Consider the following 22,693-nt stretch of genomic DNA (forward strand, 5'->3'; position numbering starts at 1 on the left):
GGCACAACAGCGGCATGTACGAAAACCCGATCCGATACCTGCTGCTGCGCGACCTGCAAGTCTGCGTGGGAATTACCTTCGTAGCGATGGTGCTCGTGGCCCTGGTCGCACTTCCGATGGCATGCACGGAGTATCACTCGAAATATCTGAAGCCCTTTTCCCAGCGGTTTATGCTGATCTGGGTTGTGGGGAGCGTGCACCTGGCTGTTTCATCGATCGTGCTCTGCGCAGCCCTCTATCAGTTCTATGGTTTTGCGGAGTCGCAGCACTGGATTGGGACGGAGCAGTCCGCTTCAGTGGTGGACCTAATCGTGATGCCGTTTTTGGTGGGATACATCTTCTGCGTCGCCGTTGCTCTGCGCATGATGTGGCGAACCACTCAAACGCCGCCCGGCAAACCGAGCCGCACGTTTTCACTGAAAGAGCTGCTCGTCGTGCAGTTTGTGCTCCTCTTTCTCTGCGGCTTGTGGGTCGTGGCTCGTCGCGGCGAAATTGGCCGCCTCAATCACATGCGCAAAGTTATTTTTGAAGACGCACCGCGTTAGGTCTTGATTCGATCGAGCATTGCTCGCACCAGATAGTCGGCGGCGATGCCCTGCGGATCGCCCAAATCAGCGCCGAGCGAATCACTCTGTTGCCAAGCGAGTTGCGGATGCTTGCGGCGCGCTTGCGCGACGGCGACGGCCGTGGAGTCGAGCATTTCGCCGCTGAAGAGAAGATGCGGTTGCACGATGATCTGTTGCGCGCCGCTGGCTGCTGCTTGTTCGAGCGCTTCGGCCAGCGATGGTTTGGCAATCGCGATGAAGCCGGTGAAGAAGTTCTGGCAGTTCACTTGTTCTGCCAGCAGGCCAGCGAACTCCTGGCAATGAACGATGGCGGTGGGGTCGCTGCTGCCGCGGCCAATGAGGACGAGGGCTATCGAAGAAGGAGAGCCTGGCAACGGAGTCTCCACATCTTGCCCATCGCGTGCATCGCTGTAGCGATACGCAGCAAGTTGTAGCAAAGCTGGATGACAGCCGAGCGGCTCGGCAATTTCCACGATCAGCTGCGGCGCGAGTTTCTGGGCAGCCGCCACCGCCGCAGGAATATCTTGCTTCGCATGCCCGGCAGCAAAGAGCAGCGCCGGCGCGAGGATGATTTTCGCGCAGCCTTGGCGATGCAGATCCAGCAGCGCATCGGCGATCAACGGAGCTTGCAACTCGATATATGCCACTTCCACCGGCGTGGGCGCAACTGCGGCCCGCAGTTGTTCGGCAAGGTGCAGAAATTGCTCCTGGCCGACGGAATTGCGGGTGCCGTGGCCGACCAGGAGGATGGCGTGTTGCATGATGCGAATTACGTCAGGCCGAACGCCTTTTGCATTTGCTCGCGGACGATCGTCAGTCGCTTCGCATCGCCGCCGCCGACTTCCGCCGTGGTCCAGCCCGTGAAGTTGATTTCTTCCAAGCCCTTGCGGACTTCATCCCAGGGAAGGTCGTCTTCGGGCGAAGTGATGTCGACGAACTTGTTCTTAGCCCGGCTGAAGCCCTTCACATCGAGCTTCACGGCGCGGCGGCCAAAAGCCTTCAGCCATTCGCGCGGCTGGCCATACTTCCAGTGGTTGCCGATGTCGTAGTACATGCCCACCCACGGGCTATTAAAACTGTCGACGAAATCGATGAACCGCTGCGGCGATTGCTCCGGCGGCTTGTCGTGATCGTAGTGCAGCTTGTTCCACACGTTCTCGAACAAGATCGGCTGACCCAGCGACGCGGCGAGCGGAATCAGCTTGTTGATTTCCGTTCGCGCGCGTTCATTGCACTCTTCCTCCGTGCCGTCGTTGCCACTGCCGACCACAATCAGCACGCCGCTGCCGCCAGCCGCCTGCGCAACTCGCAAGCAATGCTCGATATTCTTCACCCCTTGCGCGCGCTCGGCTTCGTCCTTGCTGGTGAGTCGCTTGCCCCAGTGAGCGTGATTGATCGCATTGTGGACGAACACCCCCGACTCTTGCACGGCAGCCCGGACTTGCTCGGGCGTGTAAGGCGCCGCATCGTCGAAATCGACGCCGTCAAAACCGGCTTCCTGGGCGAGCTTCAGTCGCTCGACAATCGTCAGATCCTTGCCATCCACCTTCTTGGCAATCATCGTCAGCTTGCACGACAACAGGATCTTTTTGCCGGTCGGCGGCGCGACGAACGCGGCAGGTTTTTCTTCGGCTTGGGCAGGCGATGAAGTTGCCAGGCCAAGGGTGGTTGCGCCTGCGGCAGCGAGAAACGCGCGTCGTTGAGTTGGCGAAGTTTGCGACGAGGGTAGTTGCATGGGAGATCTCCAAGGTTTCAGTTAGCGAGCTTGTCAGATTAGGCTGACGGTGGGTGATGTCAAGCGGCATGCCTACTGTCAACCATCGCTTTGGAATTTTGCCGATGCAACTAACTCTCCGCGATTTTCTGTGGGCAACGGTTGTTATCGGCCTTGCGATTGGAATTGTGCTCGAGCATCGAGACGTGCGCGCATTGAAACCATTTCAAGGAAAGGCCGAGTGGTGGGAGAAGGCGGCCCGCAGCCTAGGCGAGGTCTATGAGGAGAAGACGGGGCTAAAACCTGAGTTTAAGGAGATGGACGATATTGACTTGCGGCGCAAGGACGGGCTTCTACAGGTTGATTTCTCGTTGAGCCGTCGCAGTTTTCATGTCCGTCCCACCGACGAACGACAGGGTGCCTGGCTAACTGGACATGCCGATTTGAACATGGCGCTGATTCTTCTCACCGAACTTGCGTGCTTGCTGGGAATATTTGCGTTCATCAAGAGGAACTATCCGAACTGGCTGCCCAAACCAAATCCACAGCTACGGTGGGGGCCGCGGATTTACCTCTTGGTTTACGCGTGGGCATTCATCTCTCTGTTGATCAGCATCGGCGCGTTTGCTTTGCGGTATCCGTTCGCAGGCGCGGGGTACTTGTTTGCCGCGGTTCAGGCTCTTGTTCATATCTCTCCGCGCGCGATCGTTTCTCGCTTCATCATTCTGCCCGCACTGCCAACCGAGCAACAAGCAGCGCCGGTGGAAGTCTGAATTGGCAGGCGACTTTCAAGCGAGACAATCCGCTCAATTTACAAATTCGTTACAACCAATTCCAGCCTCTTAGAACAAATCGTAAAGGTAGATCGTCTAAGATAAGCCAGCCGTGCGCTCGGTACGCGGCCGCTGTAGCAAACGTGTAACAAGTGCTGCAGGCTGGCGTAAACTTGTCAGGTCATAGCATAGAATTCGGGCGAGGAACGGAACTCCCGCCGTGCGCTGTAGCGAATTTTCAGATCTCATCCCGCGGAACAGTAATTGAATAAATGCAGGCCCGGCCGGCGCAGGAACTCGCCGCGAGCTGACGCCTCCTTTTTCAGGAATTGAACGATGCGATTCTCTCTCCGATTGGCGACCGCCTGCTTGCTGGCCCTTCTCTTTCTGCCGAGCGCATTCGCTCAACCCGGCGACAATCCGAAGCCTCCCATGCCCACGCCTGAAGACGTGGCCAAGGCCGAGGGCAAAGCCGAAACGCCGTTGCGTGAGCAGACGATTTATATCCCTTACGCCAAGCTTCGTGCGTTGTTCGAAAAAGAAGGCCGTGGCGTCTTCCTGCCTTACGACAAGTTTCAGCAACTGTGGAACGCTGCCCAAGCAGCCGGCAAGCGGATCGAAGAAATCAAGCCGCCGGTCGGCGCGGTCATTTCCGAAATCGATAGCGTCGCTGTCATCAACGACAAAGCCGACGTCGTGGAAGTGACCGCGACGATCAAGCTGGAAGTGCTCCGCGAAGGTTGGAATGAAGTGCCGCTCCGTTTGAAGGACGCTGCGATTCGCTCGGCCAAGCTCGGCGATAACGCCGCGCGACTGCTGCACGATCCTGCCGTTGGTTACAAGCTCCTCTTCGAGAAAAAGGGGAAAGAGCCCGAGCAACTGACCCTCAAGGTCGTTTATGCCCGCGCGTACAACAAATCGCCCGGCGCCAACAGCGTGCAGTTCGATGCGCCGCAAGCGCCGGTCAATCGTTGGGAGATCCGCGTCTCGCAGCCGGGCGTGAAAGTGAATGTCCATCCTAAGCTCTCCGCCACCGAAGCCTCGGCCGAAATGGCGAACGAAGGAAAGCCCGAAGACAAAAAGGAAACCGTCGTCGAAGCCTTCGTCGGCGCTGCCGATCAAGTCCGCATCGATTGGACGCCGAAGGCCGAAGGGGCCGCGGGTCTCGCCGCACTTGCCACAGTGCAGGTTCGACAGGAAGTGACGATCGACGAACGCGTGGTTCGCACGCGGGCGGCGCTCATCTATGAAATCAGCCGCGCCGATCTCAGCAAACTGCAAGTCGCTGTTCCCAGCGATCACGACGTGGTCAACGTGTTCGACGACAACGTGAAAGGCTGGACGCAAAAAGCCGATGCCCTTGGCAAGGTGATTACGGTCGATCTCTTTCAGCCGGCGCGCGGCACGCAGAACCTGGTGATCGAACTCGAAAAATTCATCGGCGACAAAGAAATGCCCGCCGAAATGGCTCGGCAACAAGTGAAAACGCCCGTCATCCGCGCCATCGACGTCGGGCGTCAGCAAGGGATTCTCGTCGTCCGTCTCGCCGAGTCGCTCCGCAGCGAAGTCGACAGTCGACTCGATCTGCTGCAGATCGATGCCGCCGAACTTCCTCAGCCGCTCGCCGGCCAGGCCTGGGCTTATGCCTTTCGTTATTCGCGGGCTGCGTATGATTTGACGCTGACCGTCGAATCGGTCAAGCCGCAGGTCGAAGTCGATCAGCTGGCCGAAGTTTTTATCGAGCCGCAGCAAACCACGCTCACGCTGCTCGCGATCTACAACATCACGCGGGCTGGTGTGTTTCAACTCGAAGTCGACGTGCCCGAAGGCTACGACGTTCGTTCGGTCGCCGGTCGCAACATCGCTGGTGCTGCCGGTGTGCAAGTCGATTCGCATCACCTGGCCGATCGCGATATCAAAGTCACGGTCAACGGCGTGGAAGAGTCGCGCAAATCGAAATCGCGCCTCAACGTGAACCTCAGCCGCAAAGCGCTCGGCCGGGTCGCCTTGCTGGTCGAACTGCAAAAGCGGAGCGAAGATCCCAATCTCCTCTCGCCGACCGGCAAGTCGTCGGCCCTCGATATTCCGGTGATGCGCGTCAATCCGACGAGTGTCGCCCGTTCGCAAGGACGACTGTTGGTCTACACACCGGAGAGCCTCGCCGTCCATCCGACCGAACAAGTTGGTCTGCGGCCCATCTCGCCTGCCGAAGCGGTGCAAGGAATGGAGTCGCTTCGCGTCGGCCGCTTCCCGCTCCTCCGCGAACTGTTTGCTTTCGCTTTTACGCAGGAACCAGCCCGGCTGAAAGTGGAAGCCGAACGTCGCAAACCGTATATCGAAGTTCAGCAGACCTTGATCGCACGCGTCGAGCAAGGCGTGGTGAAGTACGAATCGATTTTTGATTTCGATGTGAAATACAGCGGCGTGAAATCGCTGCGAATCGACGTGCCGAAGACGCTCGTCGGCGAACTCCGCAATCAAACGCCGACGATTCGCGAGCGGCCGATGGAACCGCAGCCAGAGAAAGTTTCGCCCGATTACACCGCGCTCGAGCTTGCCGGCGAAGCCGAGTTACTCGGCCCATTGCAAGTGAAATTTACCTGGCAACAAAAGCTCGAAGGGCTGACGGCTGGCAAGGGCGTGCAGATTTCGCTGCCGATCTTGAAAGCTGTCGGCGTCGATCGCTTCTGGGGACAAATTGCTGCCACGCGGGCGGAGACGATCGACATCGGCGTCGATGGCGAAGCCACCGGCTTGCGGCCGATCGATCCGCGCGTCGATATGAAGATTCGAGTGCCCGATGCCGCCCGTGCGTTTGAATTTCACGATGATTGGTCGCTGTCGCTCCTCGCGACTCGCTATGAACTCGAATCGGTGAAGAAGACCAGCGTCGAGGTCGGCTTGGTTCGCATCGTCGCCATTCGCAGCGGTGAGTTGAACGTGCAAGCCATGTATCGCCTGCTGAGCGCGAAGCAGCGGATTCAAGTCATGCTGCCCGAAGGGGCCGCCTTCGATACGCAACCCCTCCGCATCAACGGCCAGACGGTCAGCCTCGAGCGCGACGATAAGGACAACCTCTTCATTCCGCTGGCCGGCCATTCGCCCGATGCTGCGGTCGTGGTGGAGTTGCGCTATTTCTACAAGGGCAATGCAGGCGATCTCCGCGTGCCGACCTTCCTCGATTCTGAAACTGCCGTGCAGCAAGTTTATCTCGCGGCCTATTTGCCCGAAGAGCAGCAACTGCTCGGCATGACCGGCCCGTGGACGGCTGAGAATCGAGCCGCCTGGCCGCCGACGCTGCAAGGCAGCAGCAGCGATCAACACCTGCTCAATCAGATCAAGGAAAACGTTGCTGGCTGCAACACGCTCGGCAACGACTTCCGCACCGATGGCACGCTCTATTTGTTCTCCGCGCTCCGGCCGACGACGGCCGACTCGCTGCGACTCGTCTCGATGAACCGCACGGGCCTACAAGTGCTGGTGTTCCTCATCATCGCTGTCATCGGCGTCGCACTTACAGCGCGGCCCATTGGTGAACGCCTGTGGTTCCTCGCTGCCGTGGTAGTAGCCGTTGTCCTGATTGCGGTGCTGCTGCCAACGCTGGCGAAGGCGGTGATCACCGGCTCGCTTACTGCGGCGATCGGCCTGGTGCTGCTCGTCTGGTTGGTGCGGTTCCTGGCTTGGGCCTTGCCGGGCGTGGTGCATTGGATCTCAACTCGGCCGGTACGCACCGCAGCAGCCGCTTCTGCCGTCGCCGCGGCGGCTGCTACCTCGCCAGTCGCGAACGCCGGAGAAACGCCCTTCAGACCCGGCGGGCCTGGAACAGGAACGATGGTCTCGACGCCCGAAGGTACGGCCACGCCACCCGTTCCGCCGCCGACGGACAATCCGCCGAGCAAAGAAGGAGGTGAACGTCATGAATAAGTTCAATCCTTTGTCTGCGATCATCCTGCTCCTGTCGCTCGCGTTTCACGCGATCGCCGCAGAACCTAACATGCCGGCGAACGCGCCCGCCGCCAACGCTCCCGCCAAGCCCGCGGGCAAAAAAACAATTCGCGAAATCTTCGTCCCCTTCGATGACCTGCAAGTCATTCTAGAAAGTGACAAAAACCGCGTCTTCCTCACCCGCGAGGAATACGAAGAGCTGCTGAAAGTGGTCGAGGCCCAAGCCGCGAAGCAAGGGCCCGTCAACGTCGTCATGCTGCAAGCCGCGTACTCCGGCAAGATCGACGACGGCCGGGCGCAAGTCACCGGCAAGCTCGAGCTCGAGGTGTTGCAGGACGGCTGGCAAGTGGTGTCGCTGCAGCTCGGTCACGTGGGCATCAAGAGCGCCACGCTCGACGGCAAGTCGGCCTCGCTGGCCCGCGATGCTCGTGGCTTGGTCAAGCTGTTCGTCAATGGCCGCGGCAAGCATCAGCTCGAGCTGCAACTCACGGCCGCCGTTCCCGCCGCTGCTGCGTTGCAAACGCTGCACATCGCGCTGCCGGTGGCGACGACGGCGACGTTCGATCTATCGGTGGCCGGCAATGTCGAAGTGAAAGGGGGCGCCTCGGTCGTTAGCCGCAAGTACAACGAAGGGGCCAATCGCACCGATCTCGCGCTGCTCCTCGAACGCGGCCCGATGTCGATTGTCATGTCGCTCAACAACAAGCAAGCGCGCGAGCAACGGCTGGTCGTGGCCCGCACCATTCAAGTCGACGAAATCACGCTCGGCTACGAACGGTTGCATGTAAATGTCGCCCTGCGCATTTTGCATGACCCAGTCGATCGTTTTCGCTTCGTGGTGCCTGCCGGTTTTGAAGTGACGAATGTCAGTTCGCAGCGGCTGTCGCGCTGGGAAGTCAAGCCGGACGACAAAGGCCGGCAAATTCTCGAAGCCGTTCTCAGTGAAGCGACGACCGACGCCACGCTGATCGCTATTTCGGCCAATCGTTCGCCGGAACTCGGTCAGGATTGGCTCGCCAGTTTGCAAAAGTGGAAGCTGCCTCGATTGCAGCCGCTCGATGTCGCTGGAGAAGTCGCCGTGGTCGGTTTGCTGGTCGAAGATCGCCTCGAACCGCAGGAACTCACGACTAAACAGCTCCTGCCCATCGATTCGCCGATTCTCACGCAAGCGATGCCCGAAAGCATCTTCCGCGCTGAACCAGGTGCGCCAATCGTGCGGCATGTCGCGACCTATTACGTTCCCGCCTATATCGACGCCACGCAGTACGATCTCTCAGCCAACTTCGTTCGGCCCGAATCAGGCCTGGTGGTGTCGACCAGTCTCCTCCTGTCGCTCAGCGATCAAGGGCACGACTTGCGCGGTGGATTTATCGTCTCGCCGCTCGCCGAAGATTTGTTTCAAATTCGCCTGAAAGCGCCCCTCGGTTGGCGCGTGCAAGAAGTTCTCGGCGACGACAATCAGCCGTTGCCGATCGAACGCTACGAACTGGCCGACGGCAGCACTCGGCTGCTGGTGACGCTGCGCAAAAGAATTCCTGCTGGACAGCGCGGCAAGATTATTGTGCGCGCGTCGAGCAATCCCGCCGGTTGGCTCGCCGATTGGAAAGAACAGCCCGTCACTTTCCCGCAACTCGAAATCGAAGGAGCCACGCGCGAGGCCGGCGCCGTTGCCGTGCAAACTGGCGATGACCTTGCGGTTCAACCAACGGATCTGAACGGCCTCGTGCCACTGCTGGAAAATGAAAAGCCAGCACAAGGCCTGGCCGGTGTCACCACCGCGGCCGCTTATCGTTTTGAATCGCGTCCTTTCGCGGCCAAGTTTACGGTCGAGCGGAAGCAGCCGTCGCTGGCCGCAGAGGTCTTCTCCTTCGTGCAAGTGTTGCCCGACGCGCTGAAGGCTCACTACGAACTCATCTATCAAGTGCGCGAAGCTCGTACCCGCCAGCTTGCGTTTTCGTTGCCGCTATCGACGCCGAAGGAAATCACCATCATCGGTCTCGACGGCGTGCAGGTAAAAGAACAGCGCAGCGCCGACGAAGGTGACCGCCGCCGCTGGATCGTGCAACTTGCCGATCGGCAGGCCGGCGAAATCCGGCTGACCGTCGATTTTCAGCAACCGCTGGCCGAACGTCAGTTGAAGGACTATCCGCTGCCGCTCGCGCAAGCCGAGGACGTGGAATTTCAATCGGCGTTCATTTCGCTCGAAGGTTCGCCCGAGCTCGAGGTGCAACCGAAGACCACTCTTCGCACGGTTGACGAAGCCGAGCTCTATCAGGCTCGTTACTTGCTCGATAATCCTGCCCAAACCGGCGACCGTCGCCTGATCGGCGCTTATGGTTACACCGGCCGCGATGGCGTGCTGAAGATCGATGTCGTTCGTCGTACGCAACACGTGCTGCCCAGCGCCATCGCCCAGCGGGCCGAGTTGCTCACCCGCATTTCGGCCAATGGCTTGACGCAATCGATCGCGCGTTATGACCTCGTGACGAAAGCGACCATCCTGGAAGTCGCGCTCCCCGGTGATGCAGTCTTGTGGACGATGCTGGTCGATGGTCAGCCGACGAAACCGCAGAAAGAAAAGCACACGCTGCTCGTCAGCTTACCGCCGCGCGAAGACCTGCCGGTTCGCCGCGTGCAAATTGTTTTCGAAACCACCGGCCGCGAACTGAGTCTCGCTCCAACGATCTCTGCCGCAGCGCCCCACTTGCTGCTGCGCGGCAGCGGCGACGAAACCGATCGCGAAGTGCCGCAGGCCGATCTCGAATGGCGGTTGATTCTGCCGAGTGGCTATGTGCTGAAGACCAGCAGCGGTTCGGTGGCGCCAGTTGCCAAACCGCCGCGCGAAATTGCGGCGCTGAAAGTTTGGCAACTGCTGAAGTTCTATGGTGGTGGCATGGGCCCTTATGCATCCGCTAGTCATTACATGCATGAAGATGCTGACCTAAGTCACTATCTCAGCAAGGCAACGCCGCTTGACGATACAAGCTCGATGCCTCCTACCGCCGAAGCCTTGCCACCTCCTGGTGCCGAAGCACCGCAAGCCATGGACCCCTTCGGTGCACCCGCGCCGAATGCAGCATTTCCCGTTGAGCCAGCCCTGCCCAAGAGCGACCCGAAACCGGCCAGCCAACCTGCGGATAATGCTCCGCCGCCGTTGCCCCCGCAGGCCGGACCGCAGCCACCTCCCGCGGCCAAACCGGCCGAGCCCTCGATGCCGGCGAAGCCGCCGATCATTGTTCAAGAAGAGCCACGCGAACTAATGTCGGTCGTGTCTGGTCGCGCCGACATTTTCTCCGCTCTCGAAGGGGTCAGCAGCTTGCCGATCGACTTCCGCCCCGCTCGCGCTGAAACGATCGAAACCTTTCGCAGCCTTGGTGTCGATCCCCGACTCGAAGTGACCCTCGTCGATAGCACCCGCATTCGCTGGGCTGCCTGGGGCGTCGGCTTGCTCGTGTTTCTGATGGGGACTGCGCTCACTTATCGGCCGGCTAAAAACCAGGCCGGTTTCGTTGTGATCTTTTTGCTGTTGAGTTCCTTGCCGCTGCTCCTCACCAGCGAACTCGACGATCTCGCGCCGGTCTTCGACGCTGCGTTCTACGCGGCCTGCGCGCTCGTGCCCTATTATCTCATCGCGTCGGTCCTGTTCTCGCTCCGGCGAGCCATTCTGCGGCGGTTGCCAGCCGATTGGTTCCAGACCGAAGCGACGAACATTCCACTCGCGACGAACACCGGCACCATCATCGCGCCGCTGCTCCTCTGCCTGCTGTTGCTCGGTAACTCGACGAACGCAGTCGCCCAAGCTCCTGCGTATCCGTTGCCTGAAGGGGCCAAAGCAGTCGAGCTCAAGGATCTGCTGCCGCTGCTCGAACCGGGCGGTCCGGTCACGGTCCCTGCCGATGCGGTGATCATTCCCTTTGATGCGAACGACCCCGATGGCGTCGCCCAAGCGAAGAAGGTCCTCATTCCGTATGCGAAGTTCATCGAGCTCTGGAATCGGGCGCATCCCGACAAGCCGAAGGAAGCCAAGCCGGCGCCGATCGACTTCGCGATCCTCGCGGCCAACTACGAAGCTACGCTCGCGGCGACCGACGATCTGCTCGTCACCGGCAAGCTCACCATCGAGGTCCTGGGCGACAAGCCCGTAGCCATTCCGCTGCCGTTCTCGGGCGGTGTGCTGGTGAAAGCAACGCTCGATGGCCAGCCCGCGCGGCTGCAAGTCGTCGCGCCGCAACCAGCCCCCGCCGCGCAACAACCGCAGCAACAACAAGATTCAAAATCCATCCCGCCGAACGTCGAAAATGGCGGCGTGATCATCCTGCACACGCAAGGCGCTGGCCGAAAGACCGCCGAAGTTTCGTTCCGCCTCGGTCTCACGCGGCGCGGCGGCTGGCGACAAGTAGCGGCTTCGCTGCCGCTCGGCGGCGCCAATCAACTCGCGCTCACTATTCCCGAAACTGCCACCGAAGTCCGCATTGCCGGCACGCCGGACAAGGACAACTTTGAAACAAAGGCCGCCAACGAAAAGATCGAAACGACCCTCGTCGGCGCCGGCGGCGGCCGCTTGGACCTGCAATGGCGGCCAAAGGTCGCGGTCGGGCAAATCGATCAGAGCCTGACCGCCAAGAGCACCAGCGTGCTCGACGTGCGCGAAGACGCTCTGCGCTTGACCTGGATCGGCGAATTGAACTTCGGTCGCGGCACGCGCGATCAATTCGAATTCAGCCTGCCGCTGGGTTACTCGATCGAACAAGTCGTGAGCGACAACATCCGCGGCTGGCAAACCAAGCCCGATGCTGCCCAGCAGATTGTCAACGTCACGCTCCTCAAGCCGGCCACCGGCTCGGAAAAGATCACGCTCGTCCTCTCCAAACGGGGCCGCATCGGCACGGGCGAGTTCGCCACGTTCGACGCCCCAGCCGTGTTCGTCAGCGGCGCTGCCTTGCAACAAGGCGAGATCATGATTCGCCGCAGCCCGCGCATCGAACTGCGCACCGAAGCCGCGACCGGCCTGTCGCGGGCCGATAGCGATGGTCAGCTGAATAATGTCGTGCACGCTGCCGATGCCGAGGATCCGTCGATTCTGAATCTGCGGCCGTATCAGGTTTATCGCTTCGTCACTTCCGGCGCCGGCAATAAATTCACGCTCCGCTTGAACGCCGCCGAAACGGCCGCGGCCACGGCAGCCGATGTTCGTTCAGTGCTGCGAGTTGCCGAGCGCGAAACGACACTCGAATCAAAGATCACCTTTCGCCCCCAAGGCCAGCCGCTGTATCACGTCGAAGTGTTGCTACCAGCCGGTTTCGAGATCGACGAACTCCAGCCGACCGAGGTTAACTGGTCGGTGGTGAACGATGCCGCCAGCAATCGGAAGAAACTGAGCGTCCATCTGCTCGATGGCCGCGAGAGCGAATTCACCCTCACGCTGCTCGGCCACTTTGCCAAGCGGGAGAAGTGGGAAGAACTCGCCGCACCGGTCATCAGCGTGCTCGGCGTCGAACGGCAGCAGGGCGAGATCGCCGTCCTTTCTGATCCCGACACCGATGTGCAGGCTACCAATCTGAAGAACGCCGAAACGGGCCTGTTGCAGCAAACCTTCGGCTGGCTGAAGGCGGAACAACAACCGCTGGCCCGCGTCGCGCTCAAGTATCGCGCTGCCGACTACTCGGCGACATTCAAGCTGACGCGCAAGACGCCGCGCGTGACGGTTCGTAGTGTGAGCAACGTGAAAGTGACGCGCCGTTCGATCGAAGAGACCATGCTGCTCGAGTATCAAATCACCGATGCCGGCATTCACGAGTTGCAATTCATGTTGCCGGAAAGTTTCCGCACCGCGCGCATTCGCATTCCGCAGGAAGAATCGTTGCTGCAGCGCAAAAAGATCACGCCGGCCACCGAAAACGGCCAGCCGTTGCCCGGTTGGATTCTGGTAACGTTGTCGCTGCAAGACGATGTGACCGACCGCCTCGGTGTGATTGTCGAGCAAGATCGACTCCTCACCGACAAGCCGCAGGACGTTGCCATTCCGCGCTCGCTGACGGGGACCACAGCCCAGCGACTCGTCGTGATCGAAAACGTCGGCCGCGATGAAGTGGTGGAAGTTAATCGCGTCGGCCTCGAACCGATTTCGCGTCAGCAGCAGGCCTGGCAGGAAATGACTCGCCTGCTGGGGAATGCGGACGACAGCATCGTGACGCAGGCCTACGTCGTGAACAGCGACAAGGCGCCGAGCCTCACGTTCAAGACGCAGCAGAATCAACAAGTACAAACCGCGCAGGCCCGCATCGAGTTTGCCCGGACCACGCTCATCGTCGACGAAGCCGGCGGCTATCGCGCGCTGGTCGTCTTCCAGGTGAGCAACAGCACCGAGCAATATCTCGACATCGCGATTCCAGCTGGCGCCAAGCTGTGGACCGCCATCGTGCGCGGCCAACCGGTGAAGCCCGTCGAAAAGACGCCGGCGGTAGTCGGCGAGATGCGGATTCCGCTCATCAAGACACCAGCCGGCAGCGGCGATTACTCGGTTTCGATCCGTTACGCCGGCAGCGTCGGCCGACTCCGCTCGCTGCGCTCGATCGACTTCCCGCTGCTCCGCACGCAAAACATCAACGTCGAGCAAAGCCAGGTGCAACTCTACTTGCCTGATGATTTCGAGTGGCCGCACTTCGGCGGCACGATGTCGCAAGTGAAGAGCGAGAACGAACTAGAGGAAGGCTTTCAACGCTATTTCAACAAGAAAGTGGAAGAAGCAAAACAGTCGCTGCAGAGCGAAGACCTGAATACGAAGTTGCGAGCCCAGGCCAATCTCTCGGGCTTGCTGCAGACCTGGCAATTCAATTCGGCCAGCCGTTCGGCCAATAATCTCGAGCAGTCGGGGCTCGCTCAGCGCAACTACTCCGAGCTGCAATCGGCCCAGCAAGAAGCAGCCGAGCAGGTGCAAATGCAGATCGACGAATTGCAGTCGAACGACAACCGTTATCGCCTCAATGGCGCGCTGATGGAACAGAAAGTGGCCCGCAGCAAGAACGTCGTCACGCAACTCGGCAACAACTTCGAAGCGGCTGGCGCGAAGCCGGACGATGCGAAGGAGTCGAAGGGAAAAGGTGAGCTCGCTTATAACCCGCAATTCCTCAAGGGAAACAAGCTCGACACGGAAGAGTCGAACAAGCGAGTGATTCAGGAAGAGCTGAAGAAGACTGCCGAGCAGTTATCAACAAAAGACCAGCTGCTTCCCAAGTCGCGCGAGCCTGCCGCCAAACAACCGCAACAGGGCGAGGCTCCCCAGAGTCGCGTTTCGCGCGGCGGCAAGGTGCAACAACAAGCCAAGGATCTAAACGGAGATCGCGCGGGACTTAATCAGCAGCTCAATGATCTCGATCAGAAATTTGAAACTGATCGTGCGGCAGCGATCGCTGATAAGGAACGAACGCAGAACAATGCGGGAGGCCCAGCGGCCAACTTCTACGGCGGTCGCGGATTGTCGCCGCGCGGCCCCGCCGCAGCGAACGCCAAGCCCGATGCCGTTCAAAACCAAAACCCTGGCCAAGGACAAGGCCAGGCCTTTAATAACAACGAGCAATCGAAGGCGCGCGACAATGCCTTCCGCTATCAGCAACGATTGAACGAAGATCAAGCGCAACAGCAGCAGGCTCTGCAACTGCCGAATCAGCCCGTCGCGCCGCAAAACGGCGGTCAGCAAAGCAACGGGCAAATGGGCCAAGGACAAATGCCCGGCCGGCCCAATGATGATCAAACATTCGGGTTCTACTTTGGTTTGTCGCGCGACGGTGCGCCGCAAGGTCACTCCTTACTCGGCAATCAAATAGGCGGTGTGGGTGGTGGCGGTATGGCTGTCGGTGGCGGCGGAGGGATGGGCCCCGGACAATCGGCGGCAGCACCTGGTTCGCAGCCGGCGACCGGCCTCGCCAGTCTCGACATCGATGTGCCGGCGCGCGGCCGAGTCTATCTCTTCACCATTCCGCGCGGCGAAACCAAGATCACCGCCCAACCGATCGCGCGCGATCTGACAGCTCGGCTTATCAACCTGGCGATTGTTGTGGCGATTATCGTGGTTGGCGTGGTGATCTATCGCATCGCCCGCCAGCTTCCTGTTCGCCAGGCAACGGGCACGATTGCCTTCGCCAACCTGCTGATTCTGCTCGGCATGCTCAGCGTGTTGTTCTCGATCCTGCCGATTTACGGCTTCATCCTGATCGGGCTCGGCATCGTGCTGCTGGTCCGCCGCATCCTCGATATGCGGCGGGCGGTGGCGACTGCTTAAGAGTTGTTGGGCAGAGAGTTAGCCCAGCCAGGTCGGTTCGACCTGGTAACCAAACTGGGCCGCTTCGCGCACGTGCTGCTGCAGTTGCGACTGACTCAAGCCGCGAATGCGAGCGGCTTCGGCTAGGCTGAAGCCCGCCGTGAGTGTCCGCCAGGTCCAGTAGTATTCCGGCAGCGAATCGTCGCCGTTCTTGGCGAACAGAGTTCCCGCTGGTTTCGCGGCTGGCGGAGTTGGCAGTTTCGGCGCGGACGGCTTCGGTTCAGCGACCTTTGGTTCAGGCTGCGGCGGCGGTGGAATTTTCGCCGGCTCGAACTTCGTCCCGCCAAACTTCACGGGAATCTCGAATTTTGGCTGCGGCGCTGTTTCGCGCAGGGCATCGAGCTCGGCAAAGGTCGGTGCGTACTCTTCTTCGTCATCGATTGGCGGCGGCTCGCGCCGGGGTGGCTCTTTGCGCGGCGGTTCGTGAACAGACTCTTTCGCAACCAGCGCTGTCGATGTTTTGACAAACGGCCCGACGGTTCGCAAACGATCGAGCAGCTCGCGCTCGACGGGCAAACTTTGCGTGAGCGGAATCGTGCCGCGCATCACCGCTTCGCCCTGCTCGGTGATTTCGATCATCGGCCTGCCGCGCTCGTATTCCTCTTGCTTGAGCAGTCGCAAGCGCAATAGTGCGTCGACAATGGCGGTCACTTCGGGTTGCTTAAGCGTTTGCAGCATGCCAAACGTGGGCAACCTTGCCAGGCCGAAACGGGTGACGTCTTTCGAAGTCGAACCGCAGAGCATTCGCACCAGCAGCCCTTTGCCAAAGCGGCCGTTGATGCGGGCTGCGCCGCTGAGCACGATTCGCACCGCTTCGACCACGTGCTGATGCAACGCCGCTGGCTTGCTCGCGGCGCTGGCGTTGTTGCCGACGCTGCTGCCAGCCGCGAGCGAAACATCGCGCACGCCGCCGCAGTTGTCGCACAGGCCGCAGTCGCCGGGGCTCGCATCGCCGAAGTAATCGAGCACGGCCCGCTGTCGACAGCGGCCCGTCTCGGCATAGTCGATCATCTTGTCGAGCTTGGCGTACTCCGCTTCTTTGCGGCGGTTGGCTTCGACAAAATCGATCCCCAGCTCGTCGAAATCCTTATCGCGCTCCAGCATGTGAATGGCCCGCCCCCGAAACGGCGGCACATAGCTGAAGGCTTGCAGTTTGTTGAGCTCCTTGAGCGCGCGATTGACAGCCGTCACTTCCATGTCGGCTTGCTTGGCCACGTAATCGGCCCGCATGAAGACTCGCTCGTTGCGAACCTCTCCCATCAGGCGCTCGATGACTTGCAGCACCTTGCGGGCGTTCTTCGCGTCGCGCGGCAGCAGGTCGACAAGCGTTGGCAGATCGCTATCGATACGGACCGCCCCCATATTCTGCCGCGAGTCGAGTCGTTCGAGCGCGCCGCATTGCTCCAGCAGTTTTTCGCAAGCGCTCACTCCCTCGTTGGAGATCGGCAGGTTGAGCGTTTCCTTGATGTCTTGCAGCGTGTGCTCGATGGGATCTTCTTCGAGCTCGCGCAGATAGTCGTACACGTCGGCGACGGTGTCCGGCGGCGGATACGAGCTGTCGATGAAGAATTCCTGGATCTTCCGATCGGCCCAGCTATACAGCAGCACGCAGCGCGAACGCTCGCCATCGCGTCCCGCGCGGCCCGCTTCTTGATAGTAGGCTTCGAGACTGCCGGGAATGTTGTAATGGACGACGAACCGCAGATCGCGCTTGTCGATGCCCATGCCGAAGGCGTTGGTGGCGACGATGATCTGCACGCGATCCGACATGAACGCTTCTTGCACGCTGCGGCGTTCATCGGGGGCGAGCCCCGCATGATAAAAGGCCACCTTGCGCTTCACGCCGGCTTCGGCGAGCATGTCGACCAGTTCGCCGCAGCGCTTGCGAGTCGCGGCGTAGATGATTCCCGCGCCGGACGTTTCTTCCAGAAACTCGAGCAGTTCGCGGCTCTTCTCGGCCTGGCTGTGGGCCGTGATGACTTCGAAATGCAGATTCGTTCGGCGAAAACCCGTGATGAAGGTCTGCGGATCGCGCAGCTGAAGTTGCTTCAGCACATCCTCGCGCACGACGGGCGTGGCCGTTGCCGTGAGGGCGATGGTCGGCGGACTGCCGATTCGCTGTCGCAGTAAACCGAGGCGGGCGTAGTCGGGACGAAAGTCATGGCCCCATTCGCTGATGCAGTGTGCTTCGTCGATGGCGAGGAGCTCGACGCGCGTTGATCGCAACTTTTCGGCAAACATCGAATTGCGAAGTCGCTCGGGCGCGATGTAGACCAGGCGATAATCGCCCGCCGCCATCCGGTCCATCCGCTCCCGCTGCTCAACGGGCGTGAGCGAGCTATTGATAAAAGTGGCACTAATGCCCAGCGACTGCAGGGCATCGACCTGATCCTTCATCAATGCGATGAGGGGCGAAACAACCAGCGTCAAACCGCTGCGGGCGATCGCCGGCAGTTGATAGCACAGGCTCTTGCCGCCGCCGGTCGGCATGATGCAGAGGCAATCCTGGCGCGCGAGCACCGCGCGAATCGCATCCTGTTGCCCCGGCCTGAATTGCCGCAGGCCAAAGGGCGCCAGGTAATCTTCGATATTAATGTCCGCCACATCCATGGGTCGATTGTAGCGGAAAGTCGGCCGCTAATAGCTCTCGGCTCGACCAGAGCGGTTCACCGCCGCAGTTCACACTTGGTAATCGTACGCGCCGACATACTCCAACGAACAATCGCTCGGCCGCGCTACGCGGTTTGGAGCGAAAACGCAAATCGCGGAGTCGGCCACGCGGTCGCCCTCAACCTTCGCCAACCACTGTTCGACATAAGAAGCCTCAGCCAGCAGCGTAGAGAGGGGCAGCGGCTCTCCTTTGTAGATTGCCTCAATGCAGCCCGGTTCGTAGCGGCTTAGTCCGACTTCTTCCATAAACGGCGATGGCACGGGGTCGTCGTCACCATCTTCGTCTTCATCGTCATCGCTCTCTTCGTCTTCGGGATACGTCTCGTCGATGAACTCGCGCATCTCTGCGAAGGACTTAAACCGCCCGGTGCTGATAAAGATGTGGACCTTATTCAAGGGACATGCTCCTTCAAGTTGATGCACCTGCGCGACTGATCTGCCGACAGTTGAATTGGTCGAGCGCTGAATGTCAACGAAACGAAAAGGTCCGGGAATTTTGCGTTGCCCGCCCCTTGGGGTAAGCTACTGAGCTATGGCCATGCCTCGCATTTCGCTGTTGATTCTTCTGGCAGTCTCGCTGCTTGCCTTCGCGCAATGCGTGCGCGCCGCCGACGGAGATAGCGAGGCCGGGTTGCAGCTCTTTCGCGCTGAGATCGAGCCCGCGCTGAAGACGCACTGCTATCGCTGCCACAGCGCGCAAGCGACGCCGCTGGAAGGTAGTTTGCGACTCGATCATCGCGAGGGAGTTCGCCGTGGCGGCGACAGCGGCCCAGCCGTCGTCCTCGGCAAACCGGCAGATAGTTTGCTCGTGCAAGCGCTCCGGCACGAAGGGCTCGAGATGCCGCCGAAGCAACCGAAGTTGCCGGACGCGACCATCGCTCATTTCGTGCGCTGGATCGAGCTCGGCGCACCCGACCCGCGCGATGCGCCGGCGGAAATCGCCGAAACCTGGCCAGCCGCCGCTCGGCAGCACTGGGCTTTTCAACCGATTCGTTTGCCCGCCGTTCCCACAGTGCGGCAGGCCGGTGAAAACGCTGTCGATGCCTTCGTGCGCGAGCGGTTGGAGCAAAAGGACTGGGAGTCGGCCCCCGCCGCGTCGCGCCGCGAACTCATTCGCCGGTTGTCTTTTGATTTGACCGGGCTGCCGCCAGCGCCCACCGAGATCGAACGATTTGAGAACGACCGCGCGCCCGATGCTTATGAACAGCTCGTTGATGAACTCCTCTCCCGGCCGCAGTTCGGCGAGCGGCAGGCCCAGCATTGGCTCGATGTGGTGCGTTATGCCGAGAGCGAGGGCTACGAATACGACCGCCATCTGCCCGATGCCTGGCGGTATCGTGATTATGTGGCCCGCGCGTTCAATCGCGACAAACCCTTCGATCAGTTTGTCGCCGAGCAAATCGCCGGTGACGAGATCGGGCCAAACGATCACGAGGCGCTGACGGCTTCGATCTTTCATCGCCTCGGTCCTGTGCGGCGGAATGCCGGCAATCCTGATATTGCCCTCAGTCGAAACGAAGTGCTTACCGAGCGGACCGACATCATCGGCGCAGCGTTTCTCGGTTTGTCGGTCGGCTGTGCGCGCTGTCACAATCACAAACTCGAGCCGATTTCGCAGCGCGACTATTACCGCCTGCAAGCCTATTTCGCCGCAACGCAGGAACACAATATCTCTCTGGCCTCGACGGCCGATCAGCAGGCTTGGGAGGCCGAAACCAAACGCGTCAAAGCCGAGATGGATAAAGTAAAAGTCGTTCTGCGCACGAAGACCGGCGAGGAACGCGCCAAGCTGCAGGCCCAGTTCGATGCCATCGAAGAAACCTTACCGCCGCTGCTCGCGACGATTCCAGCCACTGCAAATGATCTGTCGCAGCGCACGCCGATCCATGTGCTGCGCCGAGGAGTTTGGGAGCAAAAGCTGGCCGCTGTTGGTCCTCGGCCGCCGAGCATTCTCGTGCCGTCCGAATCGGCGGAATTGCCTGCCGATACGAGTCAACCGCGAACGCAACTGGCTCGCTGGCTCACGGATCCGCAGAACCCGCTGCTCGCGCGGGTGTATATCAATCGTCTGTGGCAAAGTCACTTCGGCGTCGGCCTCGTGAAAACAGCCAACGATTTCGGCACCCGCGGCGAACGGCCAAGTCATCCCGAGTTGCTCGATTGGTTATCGGCGAGCTTGATCGAGAAGGGCTTTGAAGCGAAGGGGATTCAGCGGGCGATCGTTACCTCGAGCACTTATCGCCAGACGAGTCACGTGCTGAACCGAAAAACGCAAGAGACGCTCGATCCGGAGAATCGCTTGCTGTGGAAGTTCAATCGGCGGCGCCTCTCTGCCGAAGAACTGCGCGATGCAATGCTCGCCACGGCGGGGCGATTGAACCTGCAAGTCGGCGGCTCGAGCGTCATGCTGCCAGTCGATGAGCAGTTGGTGAATCAACTTTACAAACCATCGCAGTGGCAGGTGGCTCGGCCCGCCCAGCACGATCGGCGGTCGCTCTATTTGATTACCAAACGCAACTTGCGACTGCCGTTTTTGGAAACCTTCGATGGCCCGGCGCTGTTGGCCAGTTGCGCTCGGCGCGAATCGAGCACGCACGCGCCGCAGGCTCTGGAACTGCTCAACGGCAGCACTTCCAACGAGTTGGCCAAGTCGTTTGCAACTCGCTTGTCGTCTTTCGCTCCGCGAAAGAACGCGTCTTCTCCCTCCGAGACAGTCAAAGCTGCCTTCCAACTCGCGCTAGGCCGCGAACCGACCGCGAAAGAACTGCAAACCTCTTTGGAGTTCCTCGCCGAAGGCACGCTCGAAGAATTTGCCCTCGCACTCTTCAACTTGAACGACTTTGCGTATGTTCCCTGATTCGCCGCTCCACTCCCGACCAACGCGAACTCGCCGTGAGTTTGTCCGCGATGCCTTTTGCGGCTTCGGCGGACTGGCAGTGTCGTCGCTGCTGCGCGAGGAAGAGGTGCGCGCTGCGGGAGCCACGACGAAGCAACCCCATTTCAAACCGCGCGCGAAGTCGGTCATCTTTCTGTTCATGGCCGGCGGGCCAAGCCATCTCGAAACATTCGATCCCAAGCCGCTCCTCAACAAGCTCGATGGCCAACCGCGACCGGCGGCGTTTGGCGAAGCGAAATATCAGTTCATCAATCGCGACGCCAAGATCCTCGGCACGCAGCGGAAGTTTAAACAGTACGGCGACAGCGGCACCTGGATCTCCGATCTCTTTCCGCACACAGCCCGGTGCGTCGACGATCTCGCGGTCATCCGTTCTTGTCACGGCGACATGGTGGTTCACTCGGCTGCCCAGTACGAACTTTTCTCCGGACGCTTGACGCCCGGCTTTCCCAGCATGGGAAGTTGGATTTTGTACGGCCTCGGCGCCGAGACGCAATCGTTGCCGGCATACGTCGTGCTGCCTGATCCGAAAGGCGCGCTCGAAGCGGGCCAGCCGATGTACATGCATGGCTTCCTGCCGGCCGCGCTCCAGCCGACGATGTTTCGCCCCGGTGATCGTCCGGTGCTGAATCTTGACTTGCCGAAGAACGTCGCGGCAGGGACACGACGAAGGACTGGCCAACTCATTCGCGATCTGAACACCGCCACGCTCGATCCTGCTGATGAAGAGTTTCACGCGCGGATCAATGCCTATGATCTGGCATTCAAAATGCAAAGCGAAGCGCCGGAAGTGCTCGACCTGTCGCAAGAGACGCACGAAACGCTCGAACTGTACGGCGTGGGAAAAGAGCCGACGCACGACTACGGCCGGCGCTGCCTGCTCGCGCGCAAACTCGTCGAGCAGGGTGTGCGCTTCGTCTGCGTCGTGGCTGGCGGTGGGCCGGGGAACATGCAATGGGATGCCCACGGCGACATTGAGGAAAATCATCTCCGCAAGGCAGCCGAAACCGATCAGCCGGTCGCGGCGTTGCTCACCGATCTGAAACGCCGCGGCTTGCTCGATGACACCCTCGTCCTCTGGGGCGGCGAATTCGGCCGTTCACCCGAAGCGGAATCCGGCAAGGGGCGCGACCATCACAACCTGGGCTTCAGCATGTGGCTGGCCGGCGGCGGAGTGCGCGGCGGCCATGTCGTCGGCGCGACCGACGACATCGGCCTGCGGGCCGTCGACAAGCCGTACCACTTCCGCGACATCCACACGACCATCCTCCATCAGCTTGGTCTCGACCAACATCGGCTGACCTATCCACACCTCGGCCGGAATGAACGGCTGACATTCGTGGAAGGTAAAGTGATTCGCGAGATTGTGTGAGCACAGCGTCGTCGAATACTCCGTATTCGATGGGTTGGCGTCAAACAGCAACTCCCCAAGGAATGAGCTCCGCGAAATTCCGGCTTCGGCGCGGGGACGGAAGTTCGGACATGGAAGCGCGAGTGCATCGCCGCGGATCACAAGCCGCTGCGAAATCAACTCGCCGAACTTGCTGGAATTTCGCTGGCGCTGATTCCAGCGAGCCTCGGCTTTCGGCCGCCACCACCGAATACGGAGTATTCGGCGACATAGTCGTCTTCTTACTCCCTCGCCCCGGTACTCCGGGGAGAGGGTTGGGGTGAGGGGCTGGGAGCTTAGAGTGCCTCTACTTGGCAGATAGTTTTGCTGAGTGTCTCAGGAGATGCATCGTTAGTTAGTTCGCAATGGCGGTGTATTTATTATGTCATTTAGTTGACAACCGTCCACTATATCGCGAAAAT

10 protein-coding genes are annotated in these 22,693 nt (G+C 60.3%); 6 read left to right on the forward strand and 4 right to left on the reverse strand.

Annotation, left to right across the window (positions count from 1 at the left end; genetic code table 11):
- Positions 1-14 precede the first annotated feature (14 nt).
- Positions 15-545 (forward strand): hypothetical protein, encoded by a 531-nt coding sequence (locus M9Q49_RS34065; protein ID WP_254513804.1) that lies wholly within the window; start codon positions 15-17, stop codon positions 543-545.
- On the opposite strand, the gene M9Q49_RS34070 is transcribed toward M9Q49_RS34065, so the two are convergent.
- Together M9Q49_RS34070 and M9Q49_RS34075 are read right to left on the reverse strand one after the other, a co-directional pair.
- Positions 542-1,327: a sirohydrochlorin chelatase gene (locus M9Q49_RS34070; protein WP_254513805.1), complete on the reverse strand. Its 786-nt coding sequence runs from the start codon at positions 1,325-1,327 to the stop codon at positions 542-544. The genes M9Q49_RS34065 and M9Q49_RS34070 overlap by 4 nt on opposite strands.
- An 8-nt stretch (positions 1,328-1,335) precedes the next feature.
- Positions 1,336-2,301: a sugar phosphate isomerase/epimerase family protein gene (locus M9Q49_RS34075; RefSeq protein ID WP_254513806.1), complete on the reverse strand. Its 966-nt coding sequence runs from the start codon at positions 2,299-2,301 to the stop codon at positions 1,336-1,338.
- A 56-nt stretch (positions 2,302-2,357) separates the two neighbouring features.
- Between M9Q49_RS34075 and M9Q49_RS34080 the strand changes: the two genes are divergently transcribed.
- The 3 genes from M9Q49_RS34080 (at position 2,358) to M9Q49_RS34090 (ending at position 15,276) form a co-directional block, all read left to right on the forward strand.
- On the forward strand, positions 2,358-3,053 hold the full coding sequence (locus M9Q49_RS34080) for a hypothetical protein (protein WP_254513807.1): 696 nt from the start codon (positions 2,358-2,360) through the stop codon (positions 3,051-3,053).
- 336 nt (positions 3,054-3,389) lie between these two features.
- Entirely contained in the window at positions 3,390-6,977 is a 3,588-nt protein-coding gene (locus M9Q49_RS34085) for a hypothetical protein (RefSeq protein ID WP_254513808.1), read from the forward strand.
- On the forward strand, positions 6,970-15,276 hold the full coding sequence (locus tag M9Q49_RS34090) for a hypothetical protein (RefSeq protein ID WP_254513809.1): 8,307 nt from the start codon (positions 6,970-6,972) through the stop codon (positions 15,274-15,276). Before M9Q49_RS34085 ends, M9Q49_RS34090 begins: the two co-directional genes overlap by 8 nt.
- 18 nt (positions 15,277-15,294) lie before the next feature.
- Here M9Q49_RS34090 and M9Q49_RS34095 read toward each other — a convergent pair whose 3' ends face one another.
- The gene (locus M9Q49_RS34095; RefSeq protein ID WP_254513810.1) at positions 15,295-17,925 is read right to left on the reverse strand and encodes a RecQ family ATP-dependent DNA helicase; all 2,631 of its coding nucleotides are present in this window, start codon (positions 17,923-17,925) and stop codon (positions 15,295-15,297) included.
- A gap of 69 nt (positions 17,926-17,994) precedes the next feature.
- Positions 17,995-18,381, reverse strand: coding sequence for an immunity 22 family protein (locus M9Q49_RS34100; RefSeq protein ID WP_254513811.1), 387 nt, complete (start codon positions 18,379-18,381; stop codon positions 17,995-17,997).
- 142 nt (positions 18,382-18,523) lie between these two features.
- On the opposite strand from M9Q49_RS34100, the gene M9Q49_RS34105 reads away from it, so the two are divergent.
- Both M9Q49_RS34105 and M9Q49_RS34110 read left to right on the forward strand, forming a co-directional pair.
- On the forward strand, positions 18,524-20,842 hold the full coding sequence (locus tag M9Q49_RS34105; protein WP_254513812.1) for a PSD1 and planctomycete cytochrome C domain-containing protein: 2,319 nt from the start codon (positions 18,524-18,526) through the stop codon (positions 20,840-20,842).
- A complete protein-coding gene (locus tag M9Q49_RS34110; protein WP_254513813.1) occupies positions 20,832-22,253 on the forward strand; it encodes a DUF1501 domain-containing protein in 1,422 nt (473 codons plus the stop codon). Before M9Q49_RS34105 ends, M9Q49_RS34110 begins: the two co-directional genes overlap by 11 nt.
- The last annotated feature ends 440 nt before the right edge of the window (positions 22,254-22,693 follow it).

Source organism: Anatilimnocola floriformis, assembly GCF_024256385.1.
Classification (GTDB): domain Bacteria; phylum Planctomycetota; class Planctomycetia; order Pirellulales; family Pirellulaceae; genus Anatilimnocola; species Anatilimnocola floriformis.

Coding starts and splice junctions, on each gene's coding strand:
- M9Q49_RS34065 (WP_254513804.1), top strand. CDS start 15: ATGTACGAAAACCCGATCCGATACCTGCTGCTGCGCGACCTGCAAGTC.
- M9Q49_RS34070 (WP_254513805.1), bottom strand. CDS start 1,327: ATGCAACACGCCATCCTCCTGGTCGGCCACGGCACCCGCAATTCCGTC.
- M9Q49_RS34075 (WP_254513806.1), bottom strand. CDS start 2,301: ATGCAACTACCCTCGTCGCAAACTTCGCCAACTCAACGACGCGCGTTT.
- M9Q49_RS34080 (WP_254513807.1), top strand. CDS start 2,358: ATGTCAAGCGGCATGCCTACTGTCAACCATCGCTTTGGAATTTTGCCG.
- M9Q49_RS34085 (WP_254513808.1), top strand. CDS start 3,390: ATGCGATTCTCTCTCCGATTGGCGACCGCCTGCTTGCTGGCCCTTCTC.
- M9Q49_RS34090 (WP_254513809.1), top strand. CDS start 6,970: ATGAATAAGTTCAATCCTTTGTCTGCGATCATCCTGCTCCTGTCGCTC.
- M9Q49_RS34095 (WP_254513810.1), bottom strand. CDS start 17,925: ATGGATGTGGCGGACATTAATATCGAAGATTACCTGGCGCCCTTTGGC.
- M9Q49_RS34105 (WP_254513812.1), top strand. CDS start 18,524: ATGCCTCGCATTTCGCTGTTGATTCTTCTGGCAGTCTCGCTGCTTGCC.
- M9Q49_RS34110 (WP_254513813.1), top strand. CDS start 20,832: ATGTTCCCTGATTCGCCGCTCCACTCCCGACCAACGCGAACTCGCCGT.